This window comes from Enterobacter cloacae complex sp. CARB60, from assembly GCF_036487345.1.
GTDB lineage: Bacteria > Pseudomonadota > Gammaproteobacteria > Enterobacterales > Enterobacteriaceae > Enterobacter > Enterobacter asburiae_D.
This window is the reverse complement of record NZ_JAZKLC010000002.1, coordinates 4,422,112-4,446,551: the sequence shown is the minus strand read 5'-3', so window position 1 is coordinate 4,446,551 and position 24,440 is coordinate 4,422,112. Positions and strand designations below refer to the sequence as shown.

Annotated in this window: 15 protein-coding genes, 3 rRNA genes and 1 riboswitch; of the genes, 14 read left to right on the top strand and 4 right to left on the bottom strand. The window is 56.0% G+C overall.

The window, feature by feature from the left end; genetic code table 11:
* Positions 1 to 44: 44 nt before the first annotated feature.
* Positions 45 to 156: riboswitch (TPP riboswitch) on the bottom strand.
* A 54-nt stretch (positions 157 to 210) separates the two neighbouring features.
* Entirely contained in the window at positions 211 to 708 is a 498-nt protein-coding gene (locus tag V4835_RS22390) for an Rsd/AlgQ family anti-sigma factor (protein ID WP_023334107.1), read from the bottom strand.
* Between the two features lie 95 nt (positions 709 to 803).
* Here V4835_RS22390 and nudC point away from each other — a divergent pair, with 95 nt between their 5' ends.
* The 6 genes from nudC to V4835_RS22360 all read left to right on the top strand — a co-directional run bounded on the left by nudC (position 804) and on the right by V4835_RS22360 (position 5,156).
* Positions 804 to 1,577: an NAD(+) diphosphatase gene (gene nudC, locus V4835_RS22385; RefSeq protein WP_063145606.1), complete on the top strand. Its 774-nt coding sequence runs from the start codon at positions 804 to 806 to the stop codon at positions 1,575 to 1,577.
* A 38-nt stretch (positions 1,578 to 1,615) separates the two neighbouring features.
* Positions 1,616 to 2,680, top strand: coding sequence for a uroporphyrinogen decarboxylase (gene hemE, locus V4835_RS22380; protein WP_331413779.1), 1,065 nt, complete (start codon positions 1,616 to 1,618; stop codon positions 2,678 to 2,680).
* 9 nt (positions 2,681 to 2,689) lie between these two features.
* On the top strand, positions 2,690 to 3,361 hold the full coding sequence (gene nfi, locus V4835_RS22375) for a deoxyribonuclease V (protein ID WP_023309979.1): 672 nt from the start codon (positions 2,690 to 2,692) through the stop codon (positions 3,359 to 3,361).
* 41 nt (positions 3,362 to 3,402) lie between these two features.
* Positions 3,403 to 3,993: a YjaG family protein gene (locus tag V4835_RS22370; protein ID WP_029742042.1), complete on the top strand. Its 591-nt coding sequence runs from the start codon at positions 3,403 to 3,405 to the stop codon at positions 3,991 to 3,993.
* Between the two features lie 186 nt (positions 3,994 to 4,179).
* Positions 4,180 to 4,452, top strand: a complete 273-nt coding sequence (hupA, locus tag V4835_RS22365; RefSeq protein ID WP_002445246.1) for a nucleoid-associated protein HU-alpha — start codon at positions 4,180 to 4,182, stop codon at positions 4,450 to 4,452.
* Positions 4,453 to 4,463: 11 nt separating this feature from the next.
* Positions 4,464 to 5,156, top strand: a complete 693-nt coding sequence (locus V4835_RS22360) for a DUF1481 domain-containing protein (protein ID WP_331414158.1) — start codon at positions 4,464 to 4,466, stop codon at positions 5,154 to 5,156.
* Between the two features lie 93 nt (positions 5,157 to 5,249).
* On the opposite strand, the gene purD is transcribed toward V4835_RS22360, so the two are convergent.
* Both purD and purH read right to left on the bottom strand, forming a co-directional pair.
* Positions 5,250 to 6,542, bottom strand: a complete 1,293-nt coding sequence (purD, locus tag V4835_RS22355) for a phosphoribosylamine--glycine ligase (protein ID WP_331413776.1) — start codon at positions 6,540 to 6,542, stop codon at positions 5,250 to 5,252.
* 15 nt (positions 6,543 to 6,557) lie between these two features.
* The gene (purH, locus tag V4835_RS22350) at positions 6,558 to 8,147 is read right to left on the bottom strand and encodes a bifunctional phosphoribosylaminoimidazolecarboxamide formyltransferase/IMP cyclohydrolase (protein WP_331413774.1); all 1,590 of its coding nucleotides are present in this window, start codon (positions 8,145 to 8,147) and stop codon (positions 6,558 to 6,560) included.
* Positions 8,148 to 8,708: 561 nt separating this feature from the next.
* On the opposite strand from purH, the gene V4835_RS22345 reads away from it, so the two are divergent.
* The 7 genes from V4835_RS22345 to aceK all read left to right on the top strand — a co-directional run bounded on the left by V4835_RS22345 (position 8,709) and on the right by aceK (position 19,647).
* Positions 8,709 to 10,248: ribosomal RNA gene (locus V4835_RS22345) — 16S ribosomal RNA — on the top strand.
* A 208-nt stretch (positions 10,249 to 10,456) separates the two neighbouring features.
* Positions 10,457 to 13,362: ribosomal RNA gene (locus V4835_RS22340) — 23S ribosomal RNA — on the top strand.
* A gap of 73 nt (positions 13,363 to 13,435) precedes the next feature.
* Positions 13,436 to 13,551: ribosomal RNA gene (gene rrf / locus V4835_RS22335) — 5S ribosomal RNA — on the top strand.
* Together the 16S, 23S and 5S rRNA genes form the textbook arrangement of a ribosomal RNA operon.
* A 173-nt stretch (positions 13,552 to 13,724) precedes the next feature.
* Positions 13,725 to 14,654, top strand: coding sequence for a homoserine O-acetyltransferase MetA (gene metA, locus V4835_RS22330; RefSeq protein WP_151413575.1), 930 nt, complete (start codon positions 13,725 to 13,727; stop codon positions 14,652 to 14,654).
* Between the two features lie 270 nt (positions 14,655 to 14,924).
* Entirely contained in the window at positions 14,925 to 16,526 is a 1,602-nt protein-coding gene (gene aceB, locus V4835_RS22325; protein ID WP_331413772.1) for a malate synthase A, read from the top strand.
* A 31-nt stretch (positions 16,527 to 16,557) separates the two neighbouring features.
* Positions 16,558 to 17,862, top strand: coding sequence for an isocitrate lyase (gene aceA / locus V4835_RS22320; protein WP_331413770.1), 1,305 nt, complete (start codon positions 16,558 to 16,560; stop codon positions 17,860 to 17,862).
* Positions 17,863 to 17,910: 48 nt separating this feature from the next.
* Positions 17,911 to 19,647 (top strand): bifunctional isocitrate dehydrogenase kinase/phosphatase, encoded by a 1,737-nt coding sequence (aceK, locus tag V4835_RS22315; RefSeq protein ID WP_331413769.1) that lies wholly within the window; start codon positions 17,911 to 17,913, stop codon positions 19,645 to 19,647.
* 37 nt (positions 19,648 to 19,684) lie between these two features.
* Here the strand turns inward: aceK and iclR are convergent, their stop codons facing one another.
* Positions 19,685 to 20,512, bottom strand: a complete 828-nt coding sequence (iclR, locus tag V4835_RS22310) for a glyoxylate bypass operon transcriptional repressor IclR (RefSeq protein ID WP_074147348.1) — start codon at positions 20,510 to 20,512, stop codon at positions 19,685 to 19,687.
* A gap of 193 nt (positions 20,513 to 20,705) precedes the next feature.
* Between iclR and metH the strand changes: the two genes are divergently transcribed.
* A complete protein-coding gene (metH, locus tag V4835_RS22305; RefSeq protein WP_331413768.1) occupies positions 20,706 to 24,389 on the top strand; it encodes a methionine synthase in 3,684 nt (1,227 codons plus the stop codon).
* Positions 24,390 to 24,440: the final 51 nt, after the last annotated feature.

Below are 24,440 nucleotides of genomic sequence, written 5' to 3'. Positions count from 1 at the left end.
GACGACGGATGAAGCAAGAGAGGATCGCCCTTAGGCGATACAACAGCTGTTTGACTCTTGTTCCCTTCGCAGGTATTAGCCTGATCAGGTTCCGCGGATCCCGAATTAACGGTCTCAGCCCGCGCTTTCAGGCGCTGGGCACTCCGACAAGAAAAATCCCCCTCGTGAGAGGGGCGAATGGTTGTAAATTACTCGTTAACGATGAAGAACTCAAGCAGGGCGCGCGACGTTCTCTTCGTTACTGATGTTCAAATCATTGTCCAGCACGAGAGCGATCAGCTTATCTTCAAGCGTGAATCGCTCTTCCAGCGCTTCACCGAGATCGGATAGCGCCCGCTGGAACTCAAGATAGTTATCGTGATCGATGGCGTTCTCGAGCGCGGAATCATAGTAATCCATGATCTGCTGGGTGTTGGCTTCCAGCAGCGGATAGAGCTTGCTGGCCGCTAAATACGGTGTTGTCCCTTCCATTTCGCGGATAATGCGTTCATAAATATTGAAATGGCCGTCGGATAGATAGTCGACCAGGCCCTGACAAAAATCATCCAGCGCTTTTTCATTCAGTCGCATAAACGATTCTTTGCCAGGCTTAATACCGACCAGATTGTAATAAGCCACGAGTAGATGCTTGCGCACATGTAGCCAGCGATCCACCAGTTTGTTACTTCCTCTAACGCGCTCAGTCAGGCTTTCCAGCTGGTTTAACATGGTCGACTCCGCAAAATGTAGGATTGAATCTGCTTATCCAGAATGTAACCACAATGCTAACAACATGTCAGTGAAGCGAAGGTAGTGCAATAGATATGGATCGTATTATTGAAAAATCAGATCTTGGTTGGTGGATCGTCAGTCACGAACAAAAATTATGGCTGCCTGCCGGAGAGTTGCCCTACGGTGCAGCGGAAATGTTCGATCTTGTAGGCCAGCACGCGCTGAAGATCGGCGAGTGGCAAGGCGATCCTGTGTGGTTGATCCAACAGGCTCGCCGCCAGGATATGGGATCCGTTCGCCAGGTGCTGGATCTGGATGTCGGGCTGTTCCAGCTGGCGGGGCGCGGCGTGCAGCTGGCAGAGTTTTACCGCTCGCATAAATACTGCGGCTACTGCGGACATACCATGCGCCCGAGCAAAACCGAGTGGGCGTTGCTCTGTAACCACTGTCGCGAACGTTATTATCCGCAGATTGCGCCGTGCATCATTGTCGCCATCCGCCGGGAGGATTCCATCCTGCTGGCGCAGCATACCCGCCATCGCAACGGCGTTCACACCGTGCTGGCCGGCTTCGTCGAAGTGGGCGAAACGCTGGAGCAGGCGGTAGCGCGCGAGGTAATGGAGGAGAGCGGGATCAAAGTGAAGAACCTGCGCTACGTCACCTCCCAGCCGTGGCCGTTCCCGCAGTCGCTGATGACGGCATTTATGGCCGAATACGACAGCGGCGAGATCGTTATCGACCAGAAAGAGCTGCTTGAAGCGAACTGGTATCGCTACGACGATTTACCGCTGTTACCTCCGCCGGGCACCGTGGCGCGTCGGCTGATAGAAGATACCGTGGCGATGTGTCGGGCCGAGTATGAGTAGTGTTACACTGAGGCCATGACGCTTAAGGAACTGCAAAAATGACCGAACTGAAGAACGATCGTTATCTGCGTGCGCTGCTGCGCCAGCCCGTTGATGTCACCCCGGTGTGGATGATGCGCCAGGCGGGACGCTATCTGCCAGAGTACAAAGCCACGCGCGCGCAGGCGGGCGATTTTATGTCGCTGTGCAAAAACGCCGAGCTGGCCTGTGAGGTGACGCTCCAGCCGCTGCGCCGCTTCCCGCTGGATGCTGCGATCCTCTTCTCGGATATTCTGACCATTCCGGATGCAATGGGCCTTGGCCTGTACTTCGAAACCGGTGAAGGTCCGCGTTTCAGCTCCCCAATCAAAAGCAAAGCCGACGTGGATAAGCTGCCGATCCCCGATCCGGAAGGCGAGCTGGGCTACGTGATGAACGCCGTACGCACCATTCGCCGCGAGCTGAAAGGTGAAGTGCCGCTGATTGGCTTCTCCGGCAGCCCGTGGACGCTGGCGACCTATATGGTGGAAGGGGGCAGCAGCAAAGCCTTCACCATGATTAAAAAGATGATGTACGCCGAGCCGCTGGCCCTGCATGCGCTGCTCGACAAGCTGGCGAAGAGCGTCACCCTCTATCTGAACGCGCAGATTAAAGCCGGTGCGCAGTCGGTGATGATTTTCGATACCTGGGGCGGCGTGCTGACCGGGCGCGATTATCAGCAGTTCTCCCTGTACTACATGCACAAAATCGTTGATGGCCTGCTGCGTGAAAACGAAGGTCGCCGCGTGCCCGTGACGCTGTTCACCAAAGGTGGCGGTCAGTGGCTGGAAGCTATGGCGGCAACCGGCTGCGACGCGCTGGGCCTCGACTGGACCACCGATATTGCTGATGCGCGTCGTCGCGTGGGCGACAAAGTGGCGCTGCAGGGCAATATGGATCCGTCCATGCTCTATGCGCCGCCAGCCCGCATTGAAGAAGAAGTGTCGACTATACTGTCTGGTTTCGGCCAGGGGGAAGGCCACGTCTTTAACCTCGGCCACGGTATTCATCAGGATGTGCCGCCAGAACACGCAGGCGTATTTGTGGAGGCGGTGCATCGGCTTTCTGCCCAGTATCACAAGTAAGGAGTGGTTATGGATCTCGCGTCGCTACGCGCTCAGCAAATCGAACTGGCCTCATCGGTGATCCGCGAGGATCGTCTGGATAAGGATCCTCCGCAGTACATTGGCGGAGCAGACGTCGGATTCGAGCAGGGCGGGGAAGTGACGCGAGCGGCGATGGTGGTACTGAAATACCCGTCGCTTGAGCTGGTGGAGTACAAGGTCGCGCGTATCGCGACCACCATGCCGTACATTCCGGGCTTTCTCTCCTTCCGCGAATATCCCGCGCTGCTGGCAGCGTGGGAGCAACTCTCGCAAAAACCTGACCTGCTGTTTGTCGATGGACACGGTATTTCACACCCGCGCCGTTTAGGCGTTGCCAGCCATTTTGGGCTGCTGGTGGATGTGCCGACCATTGGCGTCGCCAAGAAACGCCTGTGCGGCGCGTTTGAACCTCTTTCTGCCGAGCCGGGCGCGCTGGCACCGCTTATCCATAAAGGCGAGCAGTTAGCGTGGGTCTGGCGCAGCAAGGCGCGCTGTAACCCGCTCTTTATCGCCACCGGGCACCGGGTGAGCATGGACAGCGCCCTGGCGTGGGTGCAGCGCTGCATGAAGGGCTACCGCTTGCCGGAGCCGACGCGCTGGGCAGACGCCGTGGCGTCTTCGCGTCCGGCTTTTGTTCGTTGGCAGGAAATTCAGCGGTGATTCAGGTAAACTGCGCCTAATTTTCGATTCGAGAGATCATCATGCTACAAAACCCGATTCACCTGCGCCTTGAGAAAGTTGAAAGCTGGCAGCACGTGACGTTTATGGCTTGCCTGTGCGAGCGCATGTATCCCAACTATGCCGCGTTCTGTAAGGAGACGGGCTTTGGTGATGGCCATATCTACCGCCGCATTCTGGATCTGATCTGGGAAACGCTGACGGTGAAAGACGCGAAGGTGAACTTCGACTCCCAGCTGGAAAAGCTGGAAGAGGCGATTCCGGCTGCGGATGATTTTGACCTGTACGGTGTTTACCCGGCTATTGATGCCTGCGTGGCGTTAAGCGAGCTGCTTCACTCCCGTCTGAGCGGTGAAACGCTGGAGCACGCTATTGAAGTCAGTAAGGCATCTATTACGACCGTCGCGATGCTGGAAATGACCCAGGAAGGTCGCGAGATGACCGACGAAGAGCTGCGTGCGAACCCGGCGGTTGAGCAGGAATGGGACATTCAGTGGGAAATTTTCCGCCTGCTGGCAGAGTGTGAAGAACGCGATATCGAGCTGATAAAAGGGCTGCGCGCGGACTTGCGAGAGGCTGCTGAGAGCAATATTGGTATAATTTTTAACCAATGAGACAAGAAAACTTGAGATAACGCCCGTTTTGTCGCTCCTCGACTCTTCCCTTTCGCCCCTTGTCTGGTCTACATTTGGGGGGCGAAAAAAAGTGGCTATCGGTGCGTGTATGCAGGAGAGTGCTTTTTTGGCATTTTCGTCGCACTCGATGCTTAGCAAGCGATAAACACATTGAAAGGATAACTTATGAACAAGACTCAACTGATTGATGTAATTGCGGACAAGGCTGATCTGTCTAAAGTGCAGGCTAAAGCTGCTCTGGAATCTACCCTGGCTGCTATTACTGAGTCTCTGAAAGAAGGCGATGCTGTACAACTGGTTGGTTTCGGTACCTTCAAAGTGAACCACCGCGCTGAGCGTACTGGCCGCAACCCGCAGACCGGTAAAGAAATCAAAATCGCCGCAGCTAACGTGCCGGCATTTGTTTCTGGTAAAGCACTGAAAGACGCTGTTAAGTAAGACGCGTGGCAGTGAACAGTTTTAGCGAAGGGGCGGTAACGCCCCTTTTGTCTTTCTGGCGTGGAACGCTCGTGCTGGCAGGCATGCTGCTGCTGTCATCCTGCAGCCACGACACTTCCCTGCCGCCGTTTACCGCCAGCGGTTACGCGGACAACCAGGGCGCGGTCAGGATCTGGCGCAAGGATTCCGGCGGCGAAGTGCATCTGCTTTCTGCCTTCAGCCCGTGGCATAACGGCAATACGTCGACTGCGGAATATCGCTGGCAGGGAGATGACCTGTCGCTGATTGAGCTGAACGTCTACAGCAAGACCCCCGAACACGTGAAAGTGCGTTTTGACGACCATGGCGAGCTGAGCTTTATGCAGCGCGAAGTCAGCGGTCAAAAACAGCAGCTTTCCAGCGATCAAATCGCCCTCTACCGTTATCGTGCCGAACAAATCCGCCAGACCAGCGATGCGCTTCGTCTGGGCCGCGTCGTGCTGCGCCAGGGGCGCTGGCATGCCGATGGGACGGTGACCACCTGCGAAGGGCAGACGGTCAAGCCTGAGCTTGAATCCTGGGCAACCGAACACATTCAACGCCGTCAGCGTCATTCATCAATGGAGGTGAGTGTGGCGTGGCTGGAAGCGCCGGAAGGCTCTCAGCTGCTGCTGGTGGCGAATGAAGACTTCTGCACCTGGCAGCCGACGGAAAAGAGTTTCTGAATTCTGTGGATTAAGCCGGATGGCGCTAACGCTTATCCGGCCTACGAACGATCCCCTCTCCTTTTGTGAGAGGGTTAGGGTGAGGGTGTGAAATTACTCGTCCTGCTCACGCGCAATCGCGCGATAGCCGATATCCTGACGGCTAAAGCTACCGTTCCAGTGAATATCCGCCATCAGCGCATAGGCGCGTTTCTGCGCTTCTGCCACGGTATGACCCAGTGCGGTCGCACACAGCACGCGTCCGCCGTTGGTGAGAACGCGATCGTCTTCAGCCAGCTTCGTACCGGCGTGGAATACCTTCGCACCGTCAATCTGTTCCAGCGGCAGACCGTGGATCTCATCCCCGGTGTTGTAGTTGCCCGGGTAACCACCCGCAGCAATCACCACGCCCAGAGACGCGCGCTCGTCCCACTCCGAGGTTTTCTCGTCGAGCTTGCCTTCGCAGGCCGCCAGGCACAGATCCACCAGGTCGGATTTCATGCGCAGCATGATGGGCTGCGTTTCCGGATCGCCAAAGCGGCAGTTGAATTCGATAACCTTAGGGTTACCCTGCTTGTCGATCATCAGACCTGCGTAAAGGAAACCGGTGTAGGTGTTACCTTCCGCCGCCATCCCTTTCACGGTAGGCCAGATGACGCGATCCATGGTGCGCTGGTGTACTTCGTCAGTCACTACCGGAGCAGGGGAGTAGGCGCCCATCCCGCCGGTATTCGGGCCGGAATCACCATTACCCACGCGCTTGTGGTCCTGGCTGGTGGCCATCGGCAGAACATGCTCGCCGTCGACCATCACGATAAAGCTGGCCTCTTCGCCGTCGAGGAACTCTTCGATCACGATGCGGTGGCCCGCATCGCCAAAGGCGTTGCCCGCCAGCATATCCTGAACTGCGGCTTCGGCTTCTTCGAGAGTCATCGCCACGATCACGCCTTTACCTGCTGCCAGACCGTCGGCCTTGATAACAATCGGCGCACCTTTTTCACGTAAATAGGCCAGGGCTGGCTCTACTTCGGTGAAGTTCTGATATTCCGCCGTCGGGATGTTATGACGCGCGAGGAAATCTTTGGTGAAGGCTTTGGAGCCTTCCAGCTGCGCGGCACCTTGTGTTGGGCCGAAGATTGTCAGGCCCGCCGCGCGGAAGGCATCGACGACGCCAATCACCAGCGGCGCTTCCGGGCCGACGATGGTCAGGTCGATTTTCTCGCTCTGGGCAAAGCTCAGCAGCGCCGGGATATCGGTTACGCCAATGGCGACGTTCTGTAGAGTCGGCTCCAGTGCGGTACCGGCGTTGCCCGGCGCCACGAAGACCGTTTTCACCAGCGGAGACTGCGCCGCTTTCCACGCCAGAGCGTGCTCGCGTCCGCCGTTACCAATTACTAATACTTTCATTTTCAGCTCCGGGAATTAATGGCGGAAGTGGCGCATGTCGGTGAAGATCATCGCAATGCCGTGTTCGTCGGCGGCGGCAATCACTTCGTCGTCGCGGATTGAGCCGCCAGGCTGGATCACGCAGGTGATCCCTACAGCGGCTGCCGCGTCGATACCGTCACGGAACGGGAAGAAGGCGTCAGAAGCCATGGCGGAGCCTTTGACTTCCAGACCTTCATCGCCTGCTTTAATACCCGCGATTTTTGCGGAGTAGACGCGGCTCATCTGGCCCGCACCTATCCCGATGGTCATGTTCTCTTTCGCATAGACGATGGCGTTGGATTTGACGAACTTCGCAACCTTCCAGCAGAACAGTGCGTCACGCAGTTCCTGTTCGCTCGGCTGACGTTTGGTCACCACGCGCAGGTCGGCTTCTGTCACCATACCCAGATCGCGGTCCTGAACCAGCAGACCGCCGTTCACGCGCTTGAAGTCCAGGGCCGGCACGCGTTCTGCCCACTGGCCGCATACCAGCACGCGCACGTTCTGTTTTGCAGCGGTGATTTTTAGCGCCTCTTCGGATGCGGATGGCGCGATGATCACTTCAACAAACTGGCGGGAGATGATTGCCTGAGCCGTTTCAGCATCCAGCTCGCGGTTGAAGGCGATAATGCCGCCGAATGCAGAGGTCGGGTCGGTTTTGTAGGCGCGATCGTAGGCATCCAGAATAGAGGTGCTCACGGCAACGCCGCATGGGTTCGCATGCTTGACGATAACGCAGGCCGGCTCGCTGAACTCTTTCACGCATTCCAGCGCGGCGTCGGTGTCAGCAATGTTGTTATAGGAGAGTGCTTTGCCCTGAACCTGCTGGGCTGTCGCAACAGAGGCTTCTTTTACCTCTTCTTCTATATAGAAGGCAGCCTGCTGGTGGCTGTTCTCGCCGTAACGCATATCCTGCTTCTTAATGAAGTTCAGGTTCAGGGTGCGCGGGAAGCGGCCAGAAGGATCTTTGCTTTCACCGTGGTAAGCCGGTACCAGGCTACCGAAGTAGTTAGCGATCATGCTGTCGTACGCGGCGGTGTGTTCGAACGCTTTGATGGCGAGGTCGAAACGCGTTGCAAGCGTCAGTGACCCTTCGTTGGCATCCATCTCATTAATAATGGTTTCGTAATCGCTGCTCTTTACGACGATGGCCACATCTTTATGGTTCTTGGCCGCGGAGCGCACCATGGTCGGGCCGCCGATATCAATATTCTCTACGGCATCTTCCAGAGAGCAGCCTTCGCGGGCAACGGTCTGGGCAAACGGGTAAAGGTTAACAACCACCATGTCGATTGGCGCGATGTCATGCTGTTCCATAATGCCATCGTCCTGACCGCGACGGCCAAGGATACCGCCGTGCACTTTCGGGTGCAGGGTTTTGACGCGTCCATCCATCATTTCCGGGAAACCGGTGTAATCGGACACTTCGGTTACCGGCAGACCTTTATCTGCTAACAGGCGAGCGGTACCGCCTGTAGAAAGCAGCTCCACACCGCGTGCGGAAAGTGCCTGAGCGAATTCGACGATACCGGCTTTATCAGAAACACTGAGCAGAGCGCGGCGGACTGGACGACGTTGTTGCATGGTAAATCCCCTGGATTTCACGATTACAGAGAGCGTTAGATGAATTTTCCTGCGAAAAACTCATCTAACACACCTGACGGGGCATCCTTGTTAAGCGCGAGCATTTTAACGAAAACGTTTGCGCAACGCTCGCACATTTTCACTTTTTCGTATCATTGTGGATAAGTCTGTGTGTAAAAAGGTATAAGGCGGGGTTTTGCTGTGGAATGCAGCAGTCAGTCATTTTTCTGTCATTTAGCGGTTGCGGCCCGCTGAGAACTCCCTATAATGCGCCTCCATCGACACGGAACATGTGAATCACTTCACAAACAACCCGGTCGGTTGAAGAGAAAAAATCCTGAAATAACGGGTTGACTCTGAAAGAGGAAAGCGTAATATACGCCACCTCGCAACGGTGAGCGAAAGCCGCGTTGCAACTGCTCTTTAACAATTTATCAGACAATCTGTGTGGGCACTCAAAGTGACATGGATTCTTAACGTCGCAAGACGAAAAATGAATACCAAGTCTCTGAGTGAACATACGTAATTCATTACGAAGTTTAATTCACGAGCATCAAACTTAAATTGAAGAGTTTGATCATGGCTCAGATTGAACGCTGGCGGCAGGCCTAACACATGCAAGTCGAGCGGTAGCACAGGGAGCTTGCTCCTGGGTGACGAGCGGCGGACGGGTGAGTAATGTCTGGGAAACTGCCTGATGGAGGGGGATAACTACTGGAAACGGTAGCTAATACCGCATAACGTCGCAAGACCAAAGAGGGGGACCTTCGGGCCTCTTGCCATCAGATGTGCCCAGATGGGATTAGCTAGTAGGTGGGGTAACGGCTCACCTAGGCGACGATCCCTAGCTGGTCTGAGAGGATGACCAGCCACACTGGAACTGAGACACGGTCCAGACTCCTACGGGAGGCAGCAGTGGGGAATATTGCACAATGGGCGCAAGCCTGATGCAGCCATGCCGCGTGTATGAAGAAGGCCTTCGGGTTGTAAAGTACTTTCAGCGGGGAGGAAGGCGATAAGGTTAATAACCTTGTCGATTGACGTTACCCGCAGAAGAAGCACCGGCTAACTCCGTGCCAGCAGCCGCGGTAATACGGAGGGTGCAAGCGTTAATCGGAATTACTGGGCGTAAAGCGCACGCAGGCGGTCTGTCAAGTCGGATGTGAAATCCCCGGGCTCAACCTGGGAACTGCATTCGAAACTGGCAGGCTAGAGTCTTGTAGAGGGGGGTAGAATTCCAGGTGTAGCGGTGAAATGCGTAGAGATCTGGAGGAATACCGGTGGCGAAGGCGGCCCCCTGGACAAAGACTGACGCTCAGGTGCGAAAGCGTGGGGAGCAAACAGGATTAGATACCCTGGTAGTCCACGCCGTAAACGATGTCGACTTGGAGGTTGTTCCCTTGAGGAGTGGCTTCCGGAGCTAACGCGTTAAGTCGACCGCCTGGGGAGTACGGCCGCAAGGTTAAAACTCAAATGAATTGACGGGGGCCCGCACAAGCGGTGGAGCATGTGGTTTAATTCGATGCAACGCGAAGAACCTTACCTACTCTTGACATCCAGAGAACTTTCCAGAGATGGATTGGTGCCTTCGGGAACTCTGAGACAGGTGCTGCATGGCTGTCGTCAGCTCGTGTTGTGAAATGTTGGGTTAAGTCCCGCAACGAGCGCAACCCTTATCCTTTGTTGCCAGCGGTCCGGCCGGGAACTCAAAGGAGACTGCCAGTGATAAACTGGAGGAAGGTGGGGATGACGTCAAGTCATCATGGCCCTTACGAGTAGGGCTACACACGTGCTACAATGGCGCATACAAAGAGAAGCGACCTCGCGAGAGCAAGCGGACCTCATAAAGTGCGTCGTAGTCCGGATTGGAGTCTGCAACTCGACTCCATGAAGTCGGAATCGCTAGTAATCGTAGATCAGAATGCTACGGTGAATACGTTCCCGGGCCTTGTACACACCGCCCGTCACACCATGGGAGTGGGTTGCAAAAGAAGTAGGTAGCTTAACCTTCGGGAGGGCGCTTACCACTTTGTGATTCATGACTGGGGTGAAGTCGTAACAAGGTAACCGTAGGGGAACCTGCGGTTGGATCACCTCCTTACCTTAAAGAACCTGCCTTTGTAGTGCTCACACAGATTGTCTGATGAATGATGAACTTCTGAATGTACTTTTGAGTGCATTAAGAAGTTTTGCTCTTTAAAAATCTGGATCAAGCTGAAAATTGAAACGACACACATGTTATGTGTGTTCGAGTCTCTCAAATTTTCGCAATTTGATGATGAATCGAAAGAAACATCTTCGGGTTGTGAGGTTAAGCGACTAAGCGTACACGGTGGATGCCCTGGCAGTCAGAGGCGATGAAGGACGTGCTAATCTGCGAAAAGCGCCGGCGAGGTGATATGAACCTTTGACCCGGCGATGTCCGAATGGGGAAACCCAGTGTGATTCGTCACACTATCGTTAACTGAATACATAGGTTAACGAGGCGAACCGGGGGAACTGAAACATCTAAGTACCCCGAGGAAAAGAAATCAACCGAGATTCCCCCAGTAGCGGCGAGCGAACGGGGAGCAGCCCAGAGTCTGAATCAGCTTGTGTGTTAGTGGAAGCGTCTGGAAAGTCGCACAGTACAGGGTGATAGTCCCGTACACGAAAGCACACAGGCTGTGAACTCGAAGAGTAGGGCGGGACACGTGGTATCCTGTCTGAATATGGGGGGACCATCCTCCAAGGCTAAATACTCCTGACTGACCGATAGTGAACCAGTACCGTGAGGGAAAGGCGAAAAGAACCCCGGCGAGGGGAGTGAAAAAGAACCTGAAACCGTGTACGTACAAGCAGTGGGAGCACCTTCGTGGTGTGACTGCGTACCTTTTGTATAATGGGTCAGCGACTTATATTCTGTAGCAAGGTTAACCGTATAGGGGAGCCGAAGGGAAACCGAGTCTTAACTGGGCGTTAAGTTGCAGGGTATAGACCCGAAACCCGGTGATCTAGCCATGGGCAGGTTGAAGGTTGGGTAACACTAACTGGAGGACCGAACCGACTAATGTTGAAAAATTAGCGGATGACTTGTGGCTGGGGGTGAAAGGCCAATCAAACCGGGAGATAGCTGGTTCTCCCCGAAAGCTATTTAGGTAGCGCCTCGTGAACTCATCTTCGGGGGTAGAGCACTGTTTCGGCTAGGGGGCCATCCCGGCTTACCAACCCGATGCAAACTACGAATACCGAAGAATGTTATCACGGGAGACACACGGCGGGTGCTAACGTCCGTCGTGAAGAGGGAAACAACCCAGACCGCCAGCTAAGGTCCCAAAGTCATGGTTAAGTGGGAAACGATGTGGGAAGGCACAGACAGCCAGGATGTTGGCTTAGAAGCAGCCATCATTTAAAGAAAGCGTAATAGCTCACTGGTCGAGTCGGCCTGCGCGGAAGATGTAACGGGGCTAAACCATGCACCGAAGCTGCGGCAGCGACGCTTATGCGTTGTTGGGTAGGGGAGCGTTCTGTAAGCCGTTGAAGGTGTCCTGTGAGGGGTGCTGGAGGTATCAGAAGTGCGAATGCTGACATAAGTAACGATAATGCGGGTGAAAAGCCCGCACGCCGGAAGACCAAGGGTTCCTGTCCAACGTTAATCGGGGCAGGGTGAGTCGACCCCTAAGGCGAGGCCGAAAGGCGTAGTCGATGGGAAACAGGTTAATATTCCTGTACTTGGTGTTACTGCGAAGGGGGGACGGAGAAGGCTATGTTAGCCGGGCGACGGTTGTCCCGGTTTAAGCATGTAGGCGGGAGTTTTAGGTAAATCCGGAACTCTTTTAACGCTGAGGTGTGATGACGAGGCACTACGGTGCTGAAGTAACAAATGCCCTGCTTCCAGGAAAAGCCTCTAAGCATCAGGTAACACGAAATCGTACCCCAAACCGACACAGGTGGTCAGGTAGAGAATACCAAGGCGCTTGAGAGAACTCGGGTGAAGGAACTAGGCAAAATGGTGCCGTAACTTCGGGAGAAGGCACGCTGATATGTAGGTGAAGCCCCTGCGGGTGGAGCTGAAATCAGTCGAAGATACCAGCTGGCTGCAACTGTTTATTAAAAACACAGCACTGTGCAAACACGAAAGTGGACGTATACGGTGTGACGCCTGCCCGGTGCCGGAAGGTTAATTGATGGGGTTAGCGGCAACGCGAAGCTCTTGATCGAAGCCCCGGTAAACGGCGGCCGTAACTATAACGGTCCTAAGGTAGCGAAATTCCTTGTCGGGTAAGTTCCGACCTGCACGAATGGCGTAATGATGGCCAGGCTGTCTCCACCCGAGACTCAGTGAAATTGAACTCGCTGTGAAGATGCAGTGTACCCGCGGCAAGACGGAAAGACCCCGTGAACCTTTACTATAGCTTGACACTGAACACTGGTCCTTGATGTGTAGGATAGGTGGGAGGCTTTGAAGCGTGGACGCCAGTCTGCGTGGAGCCGACCTTGAAATACCACCCTTTAATGGCTGGTGTTCTAACGTAGACCCGTAATCCGGGTTGCGGACAGTGTCTGGTGGGTAGTTTGACTGGGGCGGTCTCCTCCCAAAGAGTAACGGAGGAGCACGAAGGTTAGCTAATCCTGGTCGGACATCAGGAGGTTAGTGCAATGGCATAAGCTAGCTTGACTGCGAGAGTGACGGCTCGAGCAGGTGCGAAAGCAGGTCATAGTGATCCGGTGGTTCTGAATGGAAGGGCCATCGCTCAACGGATAAAAGGTACTCCGGGGATAACAGGCTGATACCGCCCAAGAGTTCATATCGACGGCGGTGTTTGGCACCTCGATGTCGGCTCATCACATCCTGGGGCTGAAGTAGGTCCCAAGGGTATGGCTGTTCGCCATTTAAAGTGGTACGCGAGCTGGGTTTAGAACGTCGTGAGACAGTTCGGTCCCTATCTGCCGTGGGCGCTGGAGAATTGAGGGGGGCTGCTCCTAGTACGAGAGGACCGGAGTGGACGCATCACTGGTGTTCGGGTTGTCATGCCAATGGCATTGCCCGGTAGCTAAATGCGGAAAAGATAAGTGCTGAAAGCATCTAAGCACGAAACTTGCCCCGAGATGAGTTCTCCCTGACTCCTTGAGAGTCCTGAAGGAACGTTGAAGACTACGACGTTGATAGGTCGGGTGTGTAAGCGCAGCGATGCGTTGAGCTAACCGATACTAATGAACCGTGAGGCTTAACCTTACAACGCCGAAGCTGTTTCGGCGACGAGAGACAGACAATCAATTTCAGCCTGATACAGATTTAACAGAATTTGCCTGGCGGCTTTAGCGCGGTGGTCCCACCTGACCCCATGCCGAACTCAGAAGTGAAACGCCGTAGCGCCGATGGTAGTGTGGGGTCTCCCCATGTGAGAGTAGGGAACTGCCAGGCATCAATTAGAAGAACCCCGTACCGTAAGGTGCGGGGTTTTTTGCTTTTGTTTTTCCCCCTCCTTGAAACTTTCTCACCTTCCTCTTGCAGGCTCGACATTCAAACCATTTCTGGGTATCGTTAGCTATCTGGATGTCTAAACGTTTATACGTATGCTGTGAGGATAATAAGCTATGCCGATTCGGGTGCAGGACGAGCTACCAGCCGTCAATTTCTTGCGTGAAGAAAACGTCTTCGTCATGACGGCTTCGCGTGCGACAGGTCAGGAAATTCGCCCGCTGAAGGTGCTTATTCTCAATCTGATGCCAAAAAAGATCGAAACAGAAAACCAGTTCCTGCGTCTTCTGTCGAACTCCCCGCTGCAGGTCGATATTCAGCTGCTGCGAATCGATGCCCGTGAGTCACGTAATACGCCTTCTGAGCACCTGAACAACTTCTACTGTAACTTCGAGGACATTCAGGGTGAAAACTTCGACGGACTGATTGTGACCGGCGCGCCGCTCGGTCTGGTTGAATTTAACGATGTCGCCTACTGGCCGCAGATCAAACAGGTGCTGGAGTGGGCAAAAGATCACGTCACGTCGACATTGTTTGTCTGTTGGGCTGTACAAGCCGCACTGAATATTCTTTATGGCATCCCCAAGCAAACCCGCACTGAAAAGCTCTCCGGCGTATACGAACACCACATTCTTCATCCACATGCGTTGCTGACGCGTGGTTTCGATGACTCTTTTCTGGCCCCGCATTCTCGCTACGCCGATTTCCCGGCCCAGCTGATTCGTGATTACACCGATCTGGAGATCCTGGCCGAAACGGAAGATGGAGATGCTTATCTGTTTGCCAGCAAGGATAAACGCATTGCATTCGTGACCGGGCATCCTGAATACGATCCGCATACCCTTGCGTCAGAGTATTTCCGTGATGTCGAAGCGGGTCTTAATCCGGATGTACCGTACAACTATTTCCCGAAAGACGACCCGCAAAACAAACCGAGAGCAACCTGGCGCAGTCACGGGAATTTGCTTTTTACCAACTGGCTCAACTATTACGTCTATCAGATAACGCCATACGATCTGCGTCACATGAATCCGACGCTGGAGTAATCTTCTGCACTAAACGATCCTAAAGCGTTTCAGCTATTCAAATCAGGCACCTTCGGGTGCCTTTTTCATTTCCGAAATGTCATTCACCGTTCGATAAAACTTTAATCTCAGTAAAATCAATTAATTAACTGCAATTAATAATTAAAATGGAAATTGTTTTTGATTTTGGAAAAAATATAGATAGTCTTAATTCTGCTGAGCGAAAACTACCCAACGATCTTTCGTTCGCATCGGGGGCGTGATTTTGGATCTTTGATGAGGAGCAGAGTAATGACTCAACAGGCAACGACGGTCGATGAACTGGCCTTTACCAAGCCGTACGGCGAGCAAGAACAGCAAGTTTTGACGGCGGAAGCGGTAGAGTTTCTGACTGAACTGGTGACCCGCTTTACGCCGCAGCGTAATAAGCTGCTGGCGGCACGCATGCATCAGCAGCAGGAAATTGACGATGGCAAGTTGCCTGGCTTCATTTCGGAAACTGCTTCCATTCGACGTGGCGAGTGGAAAATCCGCGGCATCCCTGAAGATTTACAGGATCGTCGCGTTGAGATCACCGGTCCGGTAGAGCGCAAAATGGTGATCAACGCCATGAACGCCAACGTTAAAGTCTTTATGGCCGATTTTGAAGACTCACTGGCACCAGACTGGAACAAAGTTATCGACGGGCAGATCAACCTGCGCGACGCCGTGAACGGCACCATCAGCTATACCAACGAAGCCGGTAAAATTTACCAGCTTAAACCGAACCCGGCGGTGCTGATCTGTCGCGTACGCGGCCTGCACCTGCCTGAAAAACATGTCACCTGGCGTGGGGAAGCCATTCCGGGCAGCCTGTTTGATTTCGCACTCTATTTCTTCCACAACTACAAGAACCTGCTGGCAAAAGGCAGCGGTCCCTATTTCTATCTGCCAAAAACGCAGGCCTGGCAGGAAGCGGCCTGGTGGAGCGAGGTGTTCAGCTATGCGGAAGATCGTTTCAACCTGCCGCGCGGCACCATCAAGGCCACGCTGCTGATTGAAACGCTGCCTGCCGTGTTCCAGATGAATGAAATTCTGCACGCCCTGCGCGACCACATTGTCGGCCTGAACTGCGGACGCTGGGACTATATTTTCAGCTACATCAAAACCCTGAAAAACTATCCCGATCGCGTGCTGCCGGATCGCCAGGTCGTGACCATGGATAAACCGTTCCTGAGCGCCTACTCGCGTCTGCTGATCAAAACCTGCCACAAGCGCGGCGCCTTTGCGATGGGCGGCATGGCGGCATTTATCCCGAGCAAAGACGCAGAGCGCAACAATCAGGTGCTCAACAAGGTGAAGGCCGACAAAGAGCTTGAAGCCCGTAACGGTCACGACGGCACGTGGATTGCCCACCCCGGCCTGGCCGATACGGCGATGGAGGTCTTCAACCGTGTACTCGGTGACAATAAAAACCAGCTGTTTGTCACGCGCGAAGACGATGCTCCAACGGCTGAAGAACAGCTGCTGGCTCCGTGTGCGGGCGAGCGGACGGAAGAGGGCATGCGTGCCAATATCCGCGTCGCGGTCCAGTACATCGAAGCGTGGATCTCCGGTAACGGCTGCGTGCCGATCTACGGCCTGATGGAAGATGCCGCGACGGCGGAGATCTCACGTACCTCCATCTGGCAGTGGATCCACCATCAAAAAACGCTCAGCAACGGCAAGCCCGTGACCAAATCTCTGTTCCGCCAGATGCTGGCCGAAGAGATGCGGGTGATCCAGGACGAGCTGGGCGAACACCGCTTCAGCAGCGGGCGTTTTGACGACGCTGCGCGCCTGATGGAACAAATCACCACATCAGATGACTTAATCGACTTCCTGACCCTGCCGGGCTACCGCTTCCTGGCGTAACTCACCACATAACAATATGGAGCATCTGCACATGAAAACCCGTACCCAACAAATCGAAGAGTTAAAGAAAGAGTGGACACAACCTCGCTGGGAAGGCATCCGCCGTCCTTACAGCGCGGAGGAAGTGGTGAAATTACGCGGCTCGGTCAATCCGGAATGCACGCTGGCGCAAAATGGCGCGGCGAAAATGTGGAAGCTGCTGCACGGTGGCTCTAAAAAGGGCTACATCAACAGCCTCGGCGCGCTGACCGGCGGTCAGGCGCTGCAGCAGGCGAAGGCCGGTATTGAGGCGATCTACCTCTCCGGCTGGCAGGTCGCTGCGGACGCCAACCTGGCCTCCAGCATGTATCCGGATCAGTCGCTTTATCCGGCTAACTCCGTGCCGTCGGTGGTGGATCGGATCAACAACACCTTCCGCCGTGCGGATCAGATCCAGTGGGCCGCCGGTATCGAACCTAACGATCCGCGCTTTACTGACTACTTCCTGCCGATCGTCGCGGATGCGGAAGCGGGCTTCGGCGGCGTGCTGAACGCCTTTGAGCTGATGAAATCGATGATTGAGGCCGGTGCAGCGGCCGTTCACTTCGAAGACCAGCTGGCGTCAGTGAAGAAATGCGGACACATGGGCGGCAAAGTCCTTGTCCCAACCCAGGAAGCGATTCAGAAGCTGGTTGCCGCGCGTCTGGCTGCTGACGTGCTCGGCGTGCCGACGCTGGTGATTGCCCGTACCGATGCGGACGCGGCTGACCTGATCACCTCTGACTGCGACCCGTACGACAGCGAATTCATCACCGGCGAGCGTACCAGCGAAGGCTTCTACCGCACCCATGCCGGCATTGAACAGGCGATCAGCCGCGGCCTGGCGTACGCGCCTTACGCGGACCTGGTCTGGTGTGAAACCTCCACGCCGGATCTGGCGCTGGCAAAACGCTTTGCCGACGCCATCCACGCGAAATACCCGGGCAAGCTGCTGGCCTACAACTGCTCGCCGTCCTTTAACTGGCAGAAAAAGCTGGATGACAAAACCATCGCCAGCTTCCAGCAGCAGCTGTCCGACATGGGCTACAAATACCAGTTCATTACCCTGGCAGGCATCCACAGCATGTGGTTCAACATGTTCGACCTGGCGCACGCCTACGCGCAGGGTGAGGGCATGAAGCACTATGTTGAGAAGGTGCAGCAGCCAGAATTTGCGGCGGGCAAAGACGGCTACACCTTCGTGTCTCACCAGCAGGAGGTGGGAACCGGCTATTTCGATAACGTGACGACCATTATTCAGGGCGGCGCCTCCTCCGTCACCGCCTTAACGGGTTCAACGGAAGAAGCACAGTTCTAATCTTTTCCCCCTCTCCCCTCTGGGGAGGGGGCTGGGTAAGGGGAATATATGTCGCGTGGCCTGGAATTACTGATTGCCCAAACTATTTTGCAGGGCTTCGATGCCCAGTATGGTCGTTTTCTTGAAGTGACATCCGGCGCGCAGCAGCGCTTTGAACATGCAGACTGGCATGCGGTTCAGCAGGCCATGAAGCAGCGTATCCATCTCTATGATCACCACGTGGGTCTGGTGGTGGAGCAGCTGCGCTGTATTACCGACGGTAAAAGCCCGGATGCGGAATTTTTACTGCGCGTGAAAGAGCACTACACCCATTTGTTACCCGACTACCCGCGCTTCGAAATTGCGGAGAGCTTTTTCAACTCCGTCTATTGCCGGTTATTTGACCACCGCTCATTATCTCCTGAGCGGTTATTTATCTTCAGCTCCCAGCCCGAGCGACGCTTTCGCACCATTCCACGTCCGCTGGCGAAAGATTTCTTTCCCGATCGCGGATGGGAAAAGCTCCTGCACCGCGTGCTAACGGATTTACCGCTGCGCCTGCCCTGGGAGAATAAAACCCGGGATATCGGCTATATCCACGCGCATCTCAACGAAACCTTCGGCGCGGAGGTGCTCAGCCACAGTCATTTGCAGGTTGCCAACGAGCTTTTCTACCGCAATAAAGCCGCCTGGCTGGTGGGCAAACTGGTTACGCCAACCGCCATTGTGCCGTTTCTGCTGCCCATTCACCGTACCGACGACGGGGAACTGTTTGTCGATACCTGCCTGACCACCGGCGCCGAGGCCAGCATCGTGTTTGGCTTCGCCCGCTCTTATTTCATGGTGTACGCCCCGCTGCCTGCCGCGCTGGTGGAGTGGCTGCGCGAGATCCTGCCGGGCAAAACCACCGCCGAGCTGTATATGGCGATTGGCTGCCAGAAGCACGCCAAAACGGAAAGCTACCGGGAGTACCTGCGCTATGTCACCACCGCTGATGAACAGTTCATCGAAGCGCCTGGCATTCGCGGCATGGTGATGCTGGTCTTTACGCTTCCGGGCTTTGACCGGGTCTTTAAGGTGATTAAAGACAGATTCGCGCCGCAGAAAGAGATGACCGCCGCGCACGTTCGCGCCTGCTATCAGCTGGTCAAAGAGCACGATCGCGTCGGGCGCATGGCGGATACTCAGGAATTCGAAAACTTTGTGCTGGATAAACAGCAGATCGACCCGGCGCTCTTGGTGCTGTTGATGCAGGAAGCGCCCGCGAAAATCACCGATCTGGGTGACAAAATCGTGATTAGCCATCTCTACATTGAGCGCCGCATGGTGCCGCTGAATATCTGGCTTGAGCAGTCCGAAGGTCAGGCGCTGCGGGATGCCATTGAAGAATACGGCAACGCGATTCGCCAGCTGGCCGCCGCCAATATTTTCCCGGGCGATATGCTGTTTAAAAACTTCGGCGTCACCCGTCACGGGCGGGTGGTGTTCTACGATTACGACGAAATTTGCTACATGACCGAGGTGAACTTCCGCGATATACCACAGCCCCGCTACCCGGAAGATGAGCTCTCCGGTGAGCCGTGGTACAGCGTCTCGCCGGGCGATGTGTTTCCTGAGGAGTTTCGCCACTGGCTGTGCGCCGACCCGCGCATCGGGCCGCTATTCGAAGAGATGCATGAAGATCTGTTCCGTGCCAGCTACTGGCGCGGACTGCAAACGCGGATCAAAAATGGGCATGTCGAAGATGTGTACGCCTACCGCCGCAGGCAGAGGTTTAGCATCAGGTTTTCAGAGGACATCATGTAGGCCGGGTAAGGCGAAGCCGCCACCCGGCAAAGCGATCTTAACGAATCCCACCGTACGCCAGCGTCACCTCTTTCGCCGCCTTAATCACCAGTGCACCCAGTTCGGTCACGCGGTCGTCGGTCATGCGCGAAATCGGACCGGAGATGGAGATGGCGGCAAACGGCTCGCGGTGCTCGTCAAAAATGCAGGCCGCGAGGCAGCGCAGGCCCAGGGCATGTTCTTCATCATCAAACGAATAGCCGCGCTTGCGGGTCAGGGCCAGATCTTCTTTCAGATGCACCGGCGACACCAGCGTGGCGTGGGTATAGGCGTGCAACCCTTTACGGTGTAACAGCCCCGTCACCTGCTCCTCGCTCAGCTGCGAGAGAAACGCTTTCCCCGCCCCGGACGCGTGCATCGGCAGCTTGCCGCCAATCGGTGCGGACATGCGCATCAGCTGCGTACACTGCACCTGGTCGATGATAATCGCCTGATGGTCGCTCTGGTCCAGCACCGCCAGGTTTACCGTCTCGCCGGAATCTTCCATCAGCTTGCGCAGAATCGGGTGCACAATTGCCAGCAGGTTGCGGCTCTGCAGGAAGCTGCTGCCAACGATAAACGCATGCGCGCCCACCGCCCAGTGCCCCAGCTCGCCGACCTGGCGAACAAAGCCCAGCTGTTGCATGGTGGTCAGCAGGCGGTGGGTGGTGGAGTTCGGCAGACCAGCCTGCTGGGCCAGCTCGGTCAGGGCCACGCTGCCGTGCGACTCGGCTATCCACTCCAGCAGCTTCAAACCGCGCGTGAGCGATTGAACCTGTCCGCCGGGTTGTGCGGCGGTGGTGGCAGCAGGCTTTCTGCCGCGTTTGGCGGGAACGGTCGTGACCATGACGAACTCCTTTTTCTGTATCGTGGAAATCATTTTCGTTTTATTTGGTGATTTTGCAACCGCTTTCATGACTGATCGGAGGAGTGATGGTGAACATGTCTCATGTTACCGCTGTGCGCCTTTTCCACCCTGCGAGATTGTGCCAGTATGGAACCCAGCCTTTTGGCCTTGTTGAGCGTTGTCGGGAGCAAGTGTGAGCAGCAAAGTAGAGCAACTGCGTGCGCAGTTAAATGAACGAATTCTGGTGCTGGACGGCGGCATGGGCACCATGATCCAGGGCTATCGTCTGAGTGAAGAGGATTTCCGCGGCGAGCGCTTTGCCGACTGGCCCTGCGACCTGAAAGGGAACAACGACCTGCTGGTGCTCAGCAAGCCGTCCGTTATTAAGGATATCCACAACGCCTACTTCGAAGCGGGTGCGGATATCGTTGAAACCAACACCTTCAACTCGACAACCATCGCCATGGCGGATTACCAGATGGAATCCCTTTCGGCGGAAATCAACTTTGAAGCCGCGAAGCTGGCGCGCGCCTGTGCCGACGAGTGGACGGCCCGCACGCCGGACAAACCTCGCTACGTTGCCGGGGTGCTTGGCCCGACGAACCGCACCGCGTCGATTTCACCGGACGTCAACGACCCGGCGTTTCGTAATATCACCTTTGACCAGCTGGTGGCCGCCTACCGCGAGTCGACCAAAGCGCTGGTGGAAGGCGGTTCCGATCTGATTCTGATTGAGACGGTGTTCGACACCCTCAACGCCAAAGCCGCGATTTACGCGGTGAAAGAGGAGTTTGAGGCGCTCGGCGTTGACCTGCCGATCATGATTTCCGGCACCATCACCGACGCCTCTGGCCGCACCCTGTCCGGCCAGACAACCGAAGCGTTTTATAACTCCCTGCGCCACGCCGAAGCGCTCTCCTTTGGCCTCAACTGCGCGCTGGGGCCGGACGAACTGCGCCAGTACGTGCAGGAGCTTTCCCGTATCGCGGAATGCTACGTCACCGCCCACCCGAACGCCGGTCTGCCGAACGCGTTTGGCGAATACGATCTCGATGCCGACACCATGGCGGCGCAAATCCGCGAGTGGGCCGAGTCCGGCTTCCTGAACATCGTCGGCGGCTGCTGCGGCACCACGCCGGAGCACATCGCGGCCATGAGCAACGCCGTGGCCGGGCTGCCGCCGCGCAAGCTGCCCGAGCTGCCGGTTGCCTGTCGCCTTTCCGGCCTCGAGCCGTTGACCATCGGCGACGACAGCCTGTTTGTGAACGTGGGTGAGCGTACCAACGTCACCGGTTCGGCAAAGTTCAAGCGTCTGATCAAAGAAGAGAAATACAACGAAGCGCTGGACGTCGCCCGCCAGCAGGTGGAAAGCGGCGCGCAGATTATTGATATCAACATGGACGAGGGGATGCTCGACGCCGAAGCGGCAATGGTGCGTTTCCTCAACCTGATCGCCGGGGAGCCGGACATCGCCCGCGTGCCGATCATGATCGACTCCTCCAAGTGGGAAGTTATCGAAAAAGGGCTGAAGTGCATTCAGGGTAAAGGCATCGTCAACTCCATCTCGATGAAGGAGGGGGTCGATATCTTTATCCACCACGCGAAGATGGTCCGCCGCTACGGTGCTGCCGTGGTGGTAATGGCTTTTGACGAAGTGGGCCAGGCGGATACCCGCGAGCGCAAAATTGAGATATGCCGCCGCGCGTACAAAATTTTAACCGAAGAGGTGGGCTTCCCGCCGGAAGACATCATCTTCGATCCGAATATCTTCGCCGTCGCGACCGGGATTGAAGAGCACAACAACTACGCCCAGGACTTTATCGGGGCGTGTGAAGACATCAAGCGCGAGCTGCCGCATGCGCTGATCTCCGGCGGCGTGTCGAACGTGTCGTTCTCGTTCCGCGGTAACGACCCGGTGCGTGAAGCGATCCACGCCGTGTTCCTCTACTACGCCATCCGCAACGGCATGGACATGGGGATCGTTAACGCCGGTCAGCTGGCGATTTATGACGACCTCCCTGCCGAGCTGCGCGATGCCGTCGAGGACGTGATCCTTAACCGCCGCGACGACGCCACCGAGCGCATGCTGGACATGGCGGAAAAATACCGCGGCAGCAAATCGGATGAGGCGGCAAACGTTCAGCAGGCCGAGTGGCGTTCCTGGGACGTGAAAAAGCGTCTGGAATACTCGCTGGTCAAAGGCATTACCGAATTTATCGAGCTCGATACCGAAGAAGCGCGCCAGCAGGCAGCCCGCCCGATTGAGGTGATTGAAGGCCCGCTGATGGACGGCATGAACGTGGTCGGCGATCTGTTCGGCGAAGGCAAGATGTTCCTGCCGCAGGTGGTGAAATCCGCCCGCGTGATGAAGCAGGCGGTGGCGTATCTTGAGCCCTACATCGAAGCCAGCAAAGAGAAAGGCTCCAGCAACGGCAAGATGGTTATCGCCACCGTGAAGGGCGACGTGCACGACATCGGCAAGAACATCGTTGGCGTGGTGCTGCAGTGCAATAACTACGAAATTATCGACCTCGGCGTGATGGTCCCGGCGGACAAAATCCTCAAGACCGCGCGCGAGGTGAACGCCGACCTGATTGGCCTCTCGGGGCTGATTACGCCGTCGCTCGACGAAATGGTCAACGTGGCAAAAGAGATGGAGCGACAGGGCTTCACCATCCCGTTATTGATTGGCGGGGCGACCACCTCGAAAGCGCACACGGCGGTGAAAATCGAGCAGAACTACAGCGGCCCGACGGTCTACGTGCAGAACGCCTCGCGCACGGTGGGCGTGGTCTCCGCGCTGCTCTCCGACACCCAGCGCGACGATTTTGTGGCGCGCACCCGTAAAGAGTACGAAACCGTTCGCATCCAGCACGGCCGTAAGAAGCCGCGCACCCCGCCTGTTTCGCTTCAGGCGGCGCGCGACAACGATCTGGCCTTTGACTGGTCCACCTACACGCCGCCGGTCGCACACCGTCTGGGCGTGCAGGACGTAACGGCCAGCATCGAAACGCTGCGCAACTACATCGACTGGACGCCGTTCTTTATGACCTGGTCGCTGGCGGGAAAATATCCGCGCATCCTGGAGGATGAGGTGGTAGGCGAGGAGGCGAAGCGCCTGTTTAAAGATGCCAACGACATGCTCGACGCGCTGAGCGCAGAGAAAACCCTCAACCCGCGCGGCGTGGTGGGCCTGTTCCCAGCGAACCGCGTGGGCGACGACATCGAAATTTATCGTGATGAAACCCGCACCCACGTGCTGGCGGTCAGCCGCCATCTGCGCCAGCAGACGGAGAAAGTGGGCTTTGCCAACTACTGCCTGGCCGATTTCGTCGCGCCGAAGCTGAGTGGTAAAGCCGACTATATCGGCGCCTTTGCGGTAACCGGCGGTCTGGAAGAAGATGCGCTGGCGGACGCGTTCGAAGCGCAGCACGATGATTACAATAAAATCATGGTGAAAGCGATTGCCGACCGCCTGGCAGAAGCCTTCGCTGAGTACCTCCACGAGCGCGTGCGTAAGGTGCACTGGGGCTACGCGGCGAACGAAAACCTCAGCAATGAGGATCTGATCCGCGAAAACTACCAGGGCATTCGCCCGGCGCCGGGCTATCCGGCCTGTCCGGAACACACCGAAAAAGGCACCATCTGGAAACTGCTGGACGTGGAAACCCATACCGGCATGAAGCTCACCGAGTCGTTCGCCATGTGGCCGGGCGCGTCCGTCTCAGGCTGGTACTTCAGCCATCCGGACAGCAAGTACTTTGCGGTGGCGCAGCTGCAGCGGGATCAGATCGAAGATTACGCCCTGCGCAAGGGGATGAGCGTGTCTGAAGTGGAGCGCTGGCTGGCCCCTAATCTCGGCTACGACGCCGACTAAAATCACTTTTCCTTACAACAAACAGGGCGCTCATTGGGCGCCCTGTCTCTT

Coding starts and splice junctions, on each gene's coding strand:
- metA (WP_151413575.1), top strand. CDS start 13,725: ATGCCGATTCGGGTGCAGGACGAGCTACCAGCCGTCAATTTCTTGCGT.
- purH (WP_331413774.1), bottom strand. CDS start 8,147: ATGCAACAACGTCGTCCAGTCCGCCGCGCTCTGCTCAGTGTTTCTGAT.
- aceA (WP_331413770.1), top strand. CDS start 16,558: ATGAAAACCCGTACCCAACAAATCGAAGAGTTAAAGAAAGAGTGGACA.
- nfi (WP_023309979.1), top strand. CDS start 2,690: ATGGATCTCGCGTCGCTACGCGCTCAGCAAATCGAACTGGCCTCATCG.
- purD (WP_331413776.1), bottom strand. CDS start 6,542: ATGAAAGTATTAGTAATTGGTAACGGCGGACGCGAGCACGCTCTGGCG.
- hemE (WP_331413779.1), top strand. CDS start 1,616: ATGACCGAACTGAAGAACGATCGTTATCTGCGTGCGCTGCTGCGCCAG.
- aceK (WP_331413769.1), top strand. CDS start 17,911: ATGTCGCGTGGCCTGGAATTACTGATTGCCCAAACTATTTTGCAGGGC.
- aceB (WP_331413772.1), top strand. CDS start 14,925: ATGACTCAACAGGCAACGACGGTCGATGAACTGGCCTTTACCAAGCCG.
- V4835_RS22370 (WP_029742042.1), top strand. CDS start 3,403: ATGCTACAAAACCCGATTCACCTGCGCCTTGAGAAAGTTGAAAGCTGG.
- iclR (WP_074147348.1), bottom strand. CDS start 20,512: ATGGTCACGACCGTTCCCGCCAAACGCGGCAGAAAGCCTGCTGCCACC.
- hupA (WP_002445246.1), top strand. CDS start 4,180: ATGAACAAGACTCAACTGATTGATGTAATTGCGGACAAGGCTGATCTG.
- V4835_RS22390 (WP_023334107.1), bottom strand. CDS start 708: ATGTTAAACCAGCTGGAAAGCCTGACTGAGCGCGTTAGAGGAAGTAAC.
- nudC (WP_063145606.1), top strand. CDS start 804: ATGGATCGTATTATTGAAAAATCAGATCTTGGTTGGTGGATCGTCAGT.